The organism is Colwellia sp. MB3u-45, from assembly GCF_014077005.1.
In the GTDB taxonomy this organism is placed as follows: Bacteria; Pseudomonadota; Gammaproteobacteria; order Enterobacterales; family Alteromonadaceae; genus Cognaticolwellia.
Genome location: NZ_JACGVC010000044.1, coordinates 621,130 through 633,523 on the forward strand (window position 1 = coordinate 621,130; position 12,394 = coordinate 633,523).

Consider the following 12,394-nt stretch of genomic DNA (forward strand, 5'->3'; position numbering starts at 1 on the left):
GTTGTTTAATGAATAGTTGCTTAATGAATAGTCGCGATAATCGGACAGCTATTGTAAATTAAGCGAGTTAATCGCATTGAGGTTATTTAATGCTTTTTGTCATACTGATGATTTTTTCGATCGCGATAACATTCAATGTTGCTATGGTTGTCATCTGCCAATTAATATTAAAATCATACAAGGTCATACCGTAAATTCTGTCGTCTGTGCTATTTTTTTTATAGGCAGGGCGAGGGTCTTGGCTTAATACTTGTTCGATAAGACTTTGCAGTCTTGGGTAGTGGCCGATGTTGTCGGTTAAGGTAAGGTGTGCTGCGTTGGAAAATACCACGTCAACATTACTGCTGGGTTGTTCTTGAGCATAGCCACCATGGGCATTTTCGATAATGTCAGCATAAGGGACATAAGGTTTAATATCGACGATTGGCGTACCATCAAGTAAATCTAATTCACTGATATGTAAAATTACCTGTGAAGACTGTTGCTCTATTCGGTCAAGTTTAACAACAGACATACCTATAGGGTTAGGTCTAAACGTTGAGCGAGTTGCTAATACGCCAAGCTTCTTATTACCGCCTAAACGTGGCGGTCGCACTAGCGGTTTCCATCCTTGGGCTTGTGTGCCATGAAAAATAAACAATAACCAAATATGACTAAATTGCTCTAAGCCTCTTACTAATTCAGCATTATTAGCCGAACCCGTTAGGCGCAACTGCCCTTGAGCCGCGGTAACAATACCGGGCTGTCGAGGGATGGCAAATTTTTCTTTATAGGGTGAGTCGATAGTACCAATAATATTTAAATTAACGCTATCAGTCATTTTTTATCTTGCTCAACCTTATAAGCACGGCCATAGCAAACAGTAGAAGCAACGCAATATTTTGCGGCTTTATCTGTTTCTATCATCACACACTGGCTAAAAATGATGGCATTTGCCTCAAGTTTATAGGCTTGGCGTCGTGCTTCTGTGCGGGCATCAATTTCATTTGGCACCGCATGATAAGCTTTTTCTTGGCAAGACTCGCCTTCAACCAAACCGAGAAACTTATAGTGACCGGTAAACTCTTTTTCACTTGTCACTATTTTTACTGTGGTCGGGGAAAAATAATTTTTGAAATTCTCTCGGTCTAAGTTTGTTGATATGTCATTTATTTTTGCACAACCTGCGCTCAATAATACCAGCAGTATGGTGATGCTAGAGGTGTATTTCAGTAACCTTGGTGCTGCTCTATGTTTTTTAATCATTTTTTTAAACCCGTATTTATTTATGTTGAAGTTGATGTTGATGTCAAAGCTGAACATCTTATTTCACTAAACTCATATCGCCTTTAATCCAATAATTGAACAGTTTATCAATGGTTTTATTTTGCTGTTTCATTGAGATCCAATTACGCATAAATAGTTCAAAGCTGTGATCATTTTTATTAATCGGGAAGGCCATGTAAAGTGGCGCTAACTCAGGTTTAGGTACTACCACAGTATAGCTTGGCTTGAGCAGGGTCCAAGCAGACGATGCTGCTGCACCAAAAAGCATGGCATCAATATGGGAAAATTCGGGCTTAAAGAATAACCGCGGTGTTGATATTTCCCAAGCTTTGCCATGCGTGAATGTTTTAGCAATGGCTTTTTCATAATAAAAGTTTTCAGGAATACCCAAAATGAGATCATCTCGCTGGAGAATATTATCCCAGTGGGTAAATTCCGCACGCCTTTTATCTTTAACGATAATAGCCAGACTTTGCTCGCTGTAAGGCATGGTTAAAGTAAACCTCATCATGTTATCTGGAATAACCGGCACACCTGTGGTGATGTCTAGATAACCTGAGCTTAATAATGATTCTGCCTGATGGCGAAATACCTTAACAAACTCAAGGCTAACATTTAAATCAATGGCGAGCTGATTCATTATTTCAATATCAAAGCCAACAAGCTTGCCGTTATTGTTATGAAATGAATAAGGCAAATCGTCGCGAAAATAACCCACGCGGATAAAACCACGTTGTTTTATGCGAGTAAGCACCCCAGCAAAGGGCTGAATAATATCGTTACTTTCCTGGACATCATCTAAATATATGCTGTGAACGCTTTCCATGAGAAAGTCACGTTTTATAAATTTCGCATAGCCTTCGTACTGATAACTAATTGAGCTAAAAGCAAACTTTAAGCTGATGAAGGCAAAAACAGATAAGAGGGGAATAATGGCTAAATTTCTAATTAAGGCTTTTTTCTTGATGCGAAAAGCCTTAGCCATACTTGTTGCAACCAGTAAAGGTAAACAGCTGGCAAAAATTACTGAAAGTAGTGCCGATAAACGACCGACAACTAAGTTTTCAGCAACAATAAAAAAATCAAACATTGAATGAGAAACGTTAAATAACTCTAAAAGATTTTGCATGGCCAAAGTACTAGTGCCAAACAATTGCGGAATACCCATCACCACTAACTTCACATAATCTTCAAAGCTGATGTAGGCACCAGAGAACCATGCGGCAAACAAAACAAATAGCAGCGACAATAGTTTACCGCCAACCGGTAAACTATAACTAATAGGTACGATGACATCAGAGACTTTATCCACATTGTCAATGTCAGGATATTGTGAGGCGATTAACTGTTTGGTTTTTTCCACAATGATCGGTATAACAACAAAAAAACTGCCGGTGGCGAATGCCGTGATCATCGCTTCTCTTGACGCTTTTAAAATGGCACGATAACCAAAAGGGGTAATAGTGGCAAGCAGGGCAGGAAACACCACAAAACACAGCAAAAGTGCTAACACTAAGGCACTAGCAACATAGATCATTAAGCCATCGAGTTGCGAAGCATCAAGCGTTGCTGCTGCGCGCCAACCAATACAAAAAACACCAACAGGGGCAAAACGCATTACTAGGTTGCTAATATTACTGACCGACTGTTTTAAATTGCCTAGCACGGCGAGGGTTTGGCGTTTATTTTTAATTGGCATTAAGCCAACACCAATAAAAACACTAAAAAACACCACCGAAGGGATCACCGCATTAGCGAAGGCATTAAAAGGATTAGACGGAATAAAGAGTTCAACAAGATTAAGTTCTTGACTCACTTTTATCGTGTTAGCGCTATAAAATTCAGCACTTTGCCAATTAGGAAATGATAATGGCGCCATTAAAATAAAGCATAACATCAGTGCGATTAGCAATATGACCAATATTACGCTGCTTTTAAGCGCAGACTTGGCTTTGCTAGCAGACAAACCGCCAATACCAACCATAAGTGACAAGGCAATATAAGGCAGCGCTGTCATTTGCAATAGCATAACAAAGGCATCAGCAAGATGGCTTACCATGGCATATAAGGTTACGCCAAAGCTACCTATGATGAGCCCTATCACCATGGCAAATATAATTTGGCTAGATAAAGATATTTTACTGAGCTTAACTGTTGTCATATTGGCTGATAATTATGTTGCTGCATGATTAATTTGCAGAGTTAAAGGGAGTTACTGGCGCCACGTCAAGCTATAGATTTGCCCTTACAAACTAAGCGCTGAAACTGCATATTGAGGTGGAACGGGTATGCGATACAAGATATTAAAAAGGCAAACCCTTGTCTATGTTCAAGGTTTGCCTTCATTAGTGGTGTTAATTTAATGGCGATTAACGCCTAAAGTAGTGGTTTACTGACTACTTAACGCGCATGCCTGCTTGTGCGCCATCATCTGGATTAAGTATCCACAAGTCTTCACCACCCGGGCCCGCGGCTAAAACCATGCCTTCTGACATGCCAAAGCGCATTTTACGTGGCGCTAAATTAGCCACCATCACGGTGAGCTTGCCAATTAAATCTTCAGGTTGATAGGCAGATTTTATGCCGGCAAACACTTGGCGTGTTTCACCACCTTCTTGGTTATCTAAAGATAACGTCAAACGCAGTAATTTATCGGCTTTTTCAACGTGTTCAGCATTAACGATTTTTACAATACGTAAGTCTATTTTCGCGAAATCATCAAACTGAATTTCAGGCGAAATAGGATCATCTATTAATGGCTCACCGGTGAGTGTTTTCTCAGGCGCTGATTTTTTCTTTTCTGCTTTTTTATCTTTTTTCGGCTCAGCGGCTTCAGTTGTTACGGCTAAATTGTCTTTTGACGCATCAGTCATCGCATTAACTTTATCCATATCAACACGTTGTAATAACGCTTTGAACTTATTGATTTTATGGTTAGTTAATAGCGTTTTATGGCCTGCCCAAATAAGTTCGTCATTTAAGAATGTGGCGGTACTGTCAGCTAAAATGGGTAGTACTGGCTTTAAGTAAATCATCAAGATACGGAACATATTAATGCCAAGCGAACAAATGTCTTGCACTTCTTGTTGTTTAGTTTCGTCTTTAACTAACTGCCATGGTTCTTTAATAGCGATGTATTCATTAACTTTATCAGCCAGTGCCATGATTTCACGCATACCACGAGCAAAATCTCGTGACTCGTAATGTGAAGCAATACTATCACCTGCGGCCATGACTTCGTCAGCTAAGGCTGGGTTATCAATATTTTCTGACAGCATGCCGTCAAAGCGTTTAGTAATAAAGCTGGCACAACGTGACGCGATATTAACCACTTTACCAACTAAATCTGAATTGACTCTTTGGGCAAAATCTTCAAGGTTTAAATCTAAATCATCAATACGGTGCGTCAGTTTTGCGGCGTAGTAATAACGTAGATATTCAGGGTTTAAATGGTCTAAATAAGTGCGACCTTTGATAAAGGTACCTTTTGATTTAGACATTTTTGCACCGTTAACGGTAACAAAACCATGAGCATAAACCGAGGTTGGTTTTCTATAGCCGGCGCCTTCAAGCATGGCTGGCCAGAACAAACTATGAAAATAAATAATGTCTTTACCGATAAAGTGATAAAGCTCAGCTTCTGAGTCCAATTGCCAAAAAGCATCAAAGTCGATACCGGTTCTATCACAAAGATTTTTAAAACTGCCCATATAGCCAATGGGGGCGTCTAACCAGACGTAGAAATATTTACCCGGTGCGTTGGGAATTTCAAAGCCAAAGTAGGGCGCATCACGACTGATATCCCACTGTTTCAAGCCTTGTTCAAACCATTCAGCTAACTTATTGGCCATTTCTTCTTGTAGTGCGCCACTGCGAGTCCATGCTTGTAACATGTCGCCAAAAGCCGGCAGGTCAAAGAAATAATGCTCTGAGTCACGTAATACCGGTGTTGCGCCAGAAACTACTGAACGTGGGTTTAACACTTCCATAGGTGAATAAGTTTCACCACAGTTATCACAACTGTCACCGTTTTGGTCTTCACTTTTACATTTAGGGCAAGTGCCTTTAACAAAACGATCCGGTAAGAACATGCCTTTTTCTGGATCATATAGCTGTGAAATAACACGCGTTTTTATATGACCATTAGCATGTAAACGGTTATAAATTTCTTCAGCAAAGGCCTTGTTTTCATCGGTGTGCGTAGAGTGATAATTATCATAGCTGATATGAAAATCTGCAAAATCCGCCATATGTTCTTCACGAACACCCGCGATTAACTCTTCAGGTGTGATACCAAGCTCTTGTGATTTTAACATGATGGGCGTGCCGTGAGCATCGTCAGCACAAACAAAGTAAGTTTCATGACCACGCATACGCTGGAAACGAACCCAAATATCAGTTTGAATATGTTCTAATAAATGGCCTAAATGAATAGAACCATTGGCATAAGGGAGGGCACAAGTAACTAAAATTTTACGCTTCTCTGCAGATTGCACAGATGACTTTGATAACGACATATAAAGTTTACATATTATTGGTGGTAATTATGCAGGGAATGGTACAGAATTTGTGGTTACTTTTCATTAAGAATTATCACCTTTATGTTATAAAGGCTAGATAAAAAGTGCGTTTTAACTATGTTATCAAATTTCTTTTCTAAAAATGTAGTCAGTGTTGAAAGCCAAAAGGCTATTAATGTTTTTCTTGATGCCTACCGCTCCGATATTTTCCCTCAAGGCCCCCTTATTATTGCTCAGGCTGTCACTATGGTGATGGCTAAAAAAACTATCCTGATCAAAATGTCACTGCCGTTCCCATGTGACGGTGAACTACATGATATTGCAGAACAATTGACAGAACTAGTGCAGCAACCGGTTAATTTTGATGTTGAATATCATGTTGAGCCGGTTAGAGAACACAGCATTAAAGGTATAAAAAATATCATTGCGGTTGCTTCTGGCAAAGGCGGTGTGGGTAAATCAACCACCGCGGTTAATTTAGCTTATGGGTTAATTGCCGAAGGATGTAACGTCGGTATTTTAGATGCAGACATTTACGGTCCCTCGGTGCCTACCATGTTGGGTTTAAAGGGCGCAAAGCCGAGTTCAAATGACGGTAAATTGATCACGCCCCTTGAGGCAAATGGGTTAAGTGCTATGTCAATCGGCTTTTTAGTGGATGATGCCAACGCTACCGTGTGGCGAGGCCCAATGGCGAGTCGAGCTTTTTCGCAATTACTCAATGAAACTGACTGGCCTGACTTGGATTATCTGATTGTTGATATGCCTCCGGGCACGGGTGATATTCAATTAACTTTAGCGCAGCAAGTACCAGTAGCAGGCGCCGTGGTGATCACTACGCCGCAAGATATTGCCTTAGCTGATGCCATTAAAGGTATGGCGATGTTTGAGCAAGTAAAGCTGCCTGTACTCGGTATTATTGAAAACATGAGTTATCACCAGTGTGAAAACTGTGGTCATCAGTCGCACTTATTTGGTGATGGTGGTGGCAAGCGCATCGCTAATGAGGCAAAAACACAATTACTCGGGCAACTACCCCTCGACATTCGTATTCGAGAAGACGCTGATAGCGGTAGTTGTGCAATAAATGAAAATAGCACTGGAGAAGTAGCGCTGCTGTATCGTAGTATAGCGCGCAAAGTTGCTGCGCAATTATACTATCAACTCGATATGCGCAGCCCAACAACCGCGAAAGTGCTCGTTGAATAAAGTAAAAGCAAGATCATTTTAAGATACAAAAAGAATACAAAGTTCTTTTTGTCGACATAATACCAATTAAAATTGTTCTCGCTACGCGCTGAATTGATTAACTTATTGGGTATAACAACTGAGTTTAAGAAGAATAATCATGAGATTAAGTGACAAAGATATAGAAGAAAGCCTTCGCAAAGGACAGATCGGGATTTCGCCAGCGCCAGATAGCAGTATGATTTCTGGGGTCAGTGTTGATATTCGCTTAGGCAATGAATTTCGCGTCTTTCAAGATCACACGGCGCCTTATATCGACTTAAGCGGCCCAAAAGACGAAATGCAAAAAGCGATGAATGCGGTGATGAGCGAGGAAATTTATATTCCAGACGGCGAAGCTTTTTTTCTGCATCCGGGAGAGTTAGCATTGGCGGTTACTTATGAGTCAGTAACCTTACCAGACAATATCGTTGGCTGGTTAGATGGTCGTTCATCATTGGCACGTTTAGGCCTTATGGTGCATGTTACCGCTCATCGAATTGATCCCGGTTGGTCAGGTCAAATAGTGTTGGAGTTTTATAACAGCGGCAAACTACCTTTGGCATTGCGCCCAAAAATGAAAATTGCAGCGCTTAACTTTGAAACCATGTCGTCAAGTGCCGAACGTCCTTATAACAAACGTGAGGATGCAAAATATAAAGATCAAATTGGCGCTGTTGCTAGCCGCATTAGTCAAGATGAGAGTCATAATTAGCAAAAACTTTAAAACATTAATGCTAACAAAAAGCCAACGAGATAATCGTTGGCTTTTTAGTTTTAATTATTCGCATTTAATGTTTTAAAATTTTATTTCGACTTACGCTAACGGCTGAACTATAGAAAAATAATCGTTAGCTCGCATTCACTAGGGATTTCTGCATTGTTTCAGCGCGGTTACTTGCTTTTGAAATACAAAAGTTTAATGCCGAAATTAACTTATCACGGCTATGAAAGTGACTAACGGTGTCACTACTGAGTTCATGATGATAAACATCTATACGTGTCGATGTGATGCTAGCATCGTGACATATCGCACTATCAATTGGCAGACAACCGACGTTTTCTTCAATCCAAGCTAATTTTTCATCTAATGACAACGCCGCAGCAGGGCTATTTTCAGCGACGATATTATCAATGAACACGCGATGAGCATTGGTTTGGTTTAATGCATTACTAATATCACGCACGAGTAATGGTGGTATAACACTGGTCAAAAAACTGCCAGGTCCTAAAATAACCAAATCGGCATTTAATATGGCCTCTACACAACTGGGCAAGGTTTTAACTAACGGCGCTAACATTAAACTTTTTGGCATCTCTGACATATTATCAACGGATACTTCACCGATACGACAGCGGCCTTTTGAATAAAAGGCCATTAAATCTGTTGGGGTTTCAGACATAGGCAATACGGGGGTTTTAACTCTTAATAACCGTCGAACAAGTTTAATAGAATCAAGGGGGCGTGAGTGTATTTCTCCTAGACCATAAAGAATTAAGTTACCGAGGTTATGGCCACCGAGTTCATCATTACCGTTGAAGCGAAAATCGAACAATTGGCTGCCGACCGATTTTTCATCAACTAGCTGAGTAAGACAATTGCGTAAGTCGCCCCAAGCGATTGAGCTACTGCGTTTTCTTAAACGGCCAGTAGAGCCACCATTATCTGTGGTGGTAACGATACCGGTGAGTTGATTTCCTAAAAAGGACAGGGTAGAAAGTACACGCCCTAAACCGTGGCCACCGCCAATCGCAACAACATTGAGTTCTTTTAGCTGCATATAACTATTATTTTTTTTAATTGATGATGAACAATAACGCTTTATTTACTATAAATAAAGCAACTCGCTATAGTTTATAACGCTTTTAGCGAGATAACCCCCTATTTACAGCTTGTTTTTAGCAGAAATTATCAGTAACAACAACGCTGTTATTTCAACACCGGTGAATTATATAAAATATCGGGCTTTTAAATAGTTGATAAGACAAAATTTAGCCAACTTGTATTATAAATAATCAGTTAGATAAAATCTTTTAAAAAAATGGCCTAATATCTAAAATAAGGGTTGACAGTATCTTGGTCGCTGCTTAGAATGCGCCTCGCTTTCAACGAGTAACTTGATTACTTATTGAGAGAAGAATTAGGGTAAGTATTAGGCCACTTATTTTATTTCGATGTGGGGCTATAGCTCAGCTGGGAGAGCGCTTCGCTGGCAGTGAAGAGGTCTGCGGTTCGATCCCGCATAGCTCCACCAATAATATTATTTTTCATTTGTGCTGATAACGTAAATGAAAAATAGTTAAAAAGATAAAGTAGTTGGATATACCGCGAGGTTGTCGGACTACAGAAGCAAAATAGTTTATATTTTGTTTTATCGTTTTAGTGTCCTTATCGTCTAGAGGCCTAGGACACCGCCCTTTCACGGCGGTAACAGGGGTTCGAATCCCCTTAGGGATGCCACTTCTTCGGAAGACTTCTACGGAAGTAAAAAAGAAAATGAGTTGTGTTTTACTACACAAACAAGAAATATATAATCTAAATCATAAGTTCACTAGGCTAGAGCTTTTTACGATTTTATTATACTAAGTGTTTCGAGTTTATAATGTGTCCTTATCGTCTAGAGGCCTAGGACACCGCCCTTTCACGGCGGTAACAGGGGTTCGAATCCCCTTAGGGATGCCACTCATTTTTAGTTAGACAAGTTTACTGGTAAGTGTTTTTTTTGACACATACTATAGAATATGTAGCGTTACTATAAGTTCACTAGGCTAGAGCTTTATACAGTAACATTATATTTAAGTGTTCTATTGGTATTTATGTGTCCCTATCGTCTAGAGGCCTAGGACACCGCCCTTTCACGGCGGTAACAGGGGTTCGAATCCCCTTAGGGATGCCACCATTAACTTAGATTGGTAAATGTATTTATAATATTTAACAATCAACTACAAAACATGAAATCGTTATCGAACGGTTATCATAATTTTTAGTGTCCTTATCGTCTAGAGGCCTAGGACACCGCCCTTTCACGGCGGTAACAGGGGTTCGAATCCCCTTAGGGATGCCACTTATTATTTTACTTTTAGTCAAAATAAACAGTGTTTAAAAGTGAAGTAAAAAAACCGACTTATGTCGGTTTTTTTATGCCTAAAATTTATCAACTATCCAATATCCAATATAAAGTGGCTGGTGCTCACATTATGAGGTTAAATTTCCAGTGTTTATTCTCATTGAATTCATAGCCATTGAATCAAATCATTGACCCACTTGGTAGGAATGCAGCAGATCTAAATATTTTTAAGCCTCTACATATTCCTTTGTCATTCATTCCTCCCCTTAAAAAATAATAAAATAATTCACAGGGAGAAAAGAAGGAGAACAGCAGGAGAAATAAAATATCAGCTGATCTGTTGCGCTTAAATTTTTTACGACTCTACTCGTTCCTTTCTCATTCACTCCTCCCTGTAAAAAATAATAAAATAATTTAGGGCAGGGAAAAAAGAAGAAGGGCTGCAGGAGAAGTAGAAACGTTATTGGGATTGATTGCACATGTTTATGGTTGCCGACTAAACATAAGTACCTGCGTCGACGTTAAAGGCTTTACCAATGCCGTGGAACCATGTTCTTACAAGCATCTGAGTCATATAGAGTAAAATGTAGTAGGAGTTACCGAGGTGGCTATGAACGGGGACGTAAGGAGCAATACACTCTTTGAATAATTAACCTTATTGAATTTTAATCAACAAGGTTAATTATTGGGTATGTGACCTAAGGGGTTAATTCACTTATAGCTCGCCTATTGAGTTCGATTCCGCTTGTTAATTAAACTCAAGCTTTCTTCAGCAAAACCTACACCAGCCTCGTTATAAAAGTTAAACACTTTGTCTACACCAAAGCTTTCAAGGGTGATCAGTTCATCATCATAGCGTGCAATAGCGGCGATCTTACCCTGATAATTAGTGCGCCTTATTTGCGCGGTTATATTTTTAATGTCTTGCACAGAAGGAAGTGCTAAAAGTGTTAGTTCAATCTTACTCAGATCAATTTTTTCCCAAAAGTCAGCATCTTCAGCATCACCCAGATAGGTGTGAATACCGTTTTCATTTAACCATTTTACTTTGTCTTTATCTGTGTCTAAGCCCCAAACTTGATCGTCTATCTGAGCACTCAAGGCTCTATAAGCGCCGATACCAACACGGCCCATGCCAATAATCGCAATGGGTGCTTCGCAAGGCTGAACAAAATCATCTTCGACTAAAGGCTTTTTACTTTCAAAGCGCTTAAATTTTTCTTTATTATTGGCAAAGTAATCATGGGCAAAGTTATAAAGTACATTAGTAATAATAAAGGATAATGCTACCGCTAATGACAATATCACTAGCCACTCGGAAGATAGCCAGCCTGCTTCAGTGCTAAGTGCGGCAATAATAAGACCAAATTCACTATAATTACTTAACGCTAACGCCGATAAAAATGCGGTTCTACCACGAAGATTAAGTTTGACTAAAATAAAGAAAAACAGCAAAAACTTAACGGGTAGTAACAAGGTTAATACTGACGCTATAGCAAGCATCTCTAATGTGGGTAGGGCAGTAAAACCAATAGATAAGAAAAAACCAATCAAGAATAAATCTTTAAAACTCAGTAATGACTTATTTATTTCACTGGCTTTGCTATGAGAAGCTAAATACATACCCGCTAAAAGCGCACCTAAGTCGCCCTTGATTTGAACTAATTCAAATAACTCATAAGCACCGAAAGCGATAAAAAAGCCCATTAATGGAATAAGTTCGCCATGGCCTGCCTTACTAATGACTTTGTTAATATAGGGTTTTAATGGTATTAAAAGCAGTAACAAGCCCGCCCAAGGGCTAGGTAGTTCACCGGTGGCGACGACAAGAAATATCACCGCAATGACGTCTTGCATCACCAATATGCCAATCGCCAGTTTCCCATGGCGGGCGCGCATTTCACCGTGCTCTTGCATAAGTTTAACAACGCATACCGTACTACTAAAGCTTAATGAAAATACGATTAGTGCTGATGTCGTGAGACTTAAGCCACTAACAAAAGGAAGAGTAATAAGGGCGATGGTTTTTAACAGTACGAGTCCAATCAATAACCATAAAACACTGTGGCTTAAGCTGCCAAGCCAAACTTCTGGCTTGAGTAAGTCTTTTATATTGAGTTTCAGGCCAATGGTAAATAGCATCAAGGTGATGCCAATATCAGCTAATACATTGACCATGCCATCGGCTTCATAGCCTAAAAAGAGTAAGATAAATCCGGCCGCTAAATAGCCGATTGAGGGTGGTAGAGCCACTAATTTGGTTAATAAACCACAAATAAAAGCAAAACCGATCCAAATAAATTCCATGTTAAA

The 12,394-nt window shown here is 39.7% G+C and carries 8 protein-coding genes and 5 tRNA genes; 7 read left to right on the plus strand and 6 right to left on the minus strand.

Annotated elements, in window-relative coordinates:
* Positions 1 to 82: 82 nt before the first annotated feature.
* From tsaA to metG, 4 genes are all read right to left on the minus strand, one after another.
* Complete coding sequence (tsaA, locus tag H4J41_RS07920; RefSeq protein WP_182136287.1) at positions 83 to 820, minus strand: tRNA (N6-threonylcarbamoyladenosine(37)-N6)-methyltransferase TrmO; 738 nt, start codon at positions 818 to 820, stop codon at positions 83 to 85.
* Positions 817 to 1,245, minus strand: coding sequence for an Rcs stress response system protein RcsF (rcsF, locus tag H4J41_RS07925; protein WP_182136288.1), 429 nt, complete (start codon positions 1,243 to 1,245; stop codon positions 817 to 819). Before rcsF ends, tsaA begins: the two co-directional genes overlap by 4 nt.
* Before the next feature lie 58 nt (positions 1,246 to 1,303).
* A complete protein-coding gene (locus H4J41_RS07930) occupies positions 1,304 to 3,427 on the minus strand; it encodes a cation:dicarboxylate symporter family transporter (RefSeq protein ID WP_182136289.1) in 2,124 nt (707 codons plus the stop codon).
* Between the two features lie 235 nt (positions 3,428 to 3,662).
* A complete protein-coding gene (gene metG / locus H4J41_RS07935; RefSeq protein ID WP_182136290.1) occupies positions 3,663 to 5,783 on the minus strand; it encodes a methionine--tRNA ligase in 2,121 nt (706 codons plus the stop codon).
* Positions 5,784 to 5,903: 120 nt separating this feature from the next.
* Between metG and apbC the strand changes: the two genes are divergently transcribed.
* The gene (gene apbC / locus H4J41_RS07940) at positions 5,904 to 6,995 is read left to right on the plus strand and encodes an iron-sulfur cluster carrier protein ApbC (RefSeq protein WP_182136291.1); all 1,092 of its coding nucleotides are present in this window, start codon (positions 5,904 to 5,906) and stop codon (positions 6,993 to 6,995) included.
* A 139-nt stretch (positions 6,996 to 7,134) separates the two neighbouring features.
* On the plus strand, positions 7,135 to 7,728 hold the full coding sequence (dcd, locus tag H4J41_RS07945) for a dCTP deaminase (protein ID WP_182136292.1): 594 nt from the start codon (positions 7,135 to 7,137) through the stop codon (positions 7,726 to 7,728).
* Positions 7,729 to 7,864: 136 nt separating this feature from the next.
* On the opposite strand, the gene yvcK is transcribed toward dcd, so the two are convergent.
* Positions 7,865 to 8,794 (minus strand): uridine diphosphate-N-acetylglucosamine-binding protein YvcK, encoded by a 930-nt coding sequence (gene yvcK / locus H4J41_RS07950; protein ID WP_182136293.1) that lies wholly within the window; start codon positions 8,792 to 8,794, stop codon positions 7,865 to 7,867.
* A 398-nt stretch (positions 8,795 to 9,192) separates the two neighbouring features.
* Here yvcK and H4J41_RS07955 point away from each other — a divergent pair.
* The 5 genes from H4J41_RS07955 (at position 9,193) to H4J41_RS07975 (ending at position 10,078) form a co-directional block, all read left to right on the plus strand.
* Positions 9,193 to 9,268: transfer RNA gene (locus H4J41_RS07955), tRNA-Ala, on the plus strand.
* Between the two features lie 130 nt (positions 9,269 to 9,398).
* Positions 9,399 to 9,474 (plus strand) — tRNA-Glu (locus tag H4J41_RS07960).
* Positions 9,475 to 9,620: 146 nt separating this feature from the next.
* Positions 9,621 to 9,696, plus strand: a tRNA-Glu gene (locus tag H4J41_RS07965).
* A 138-nt stretch (positions 9,697 to 9,834) separates the two neighbouring features.
* A tRNA-Glu gene (locus H4J41_RS07970) sits at positions 9,835 to 9,910 on the plus strand.
* A 92-nt stretch (positions 9,911 to 10,002) separates the two neighbouring features.
* Positions 10,003 to 10,078 (plus strand) — tRNA-Glu (locus tag H4J41_RS07975).
* Positions 10,079 to 10,807: 729 nt separating this feature from the next.
* On the opposite strand, the gene H4J41_RS07980 is transcribed toward H4J41_RS07975, so the two are convergent.
* Positions 10,808 to 12,388, minus strand: a complete 1,581-nt coding sequence (locus H4J41_RS07980; RefSeq protein WP_182136294.1) for a cation:proton antiporter family protein — start codon at positions 12,386 to 12,388, stop codon at positions 10,808 to 10,810.
* Positions 12,389 to 12,394: the final 6 nt, after the last annotated feature.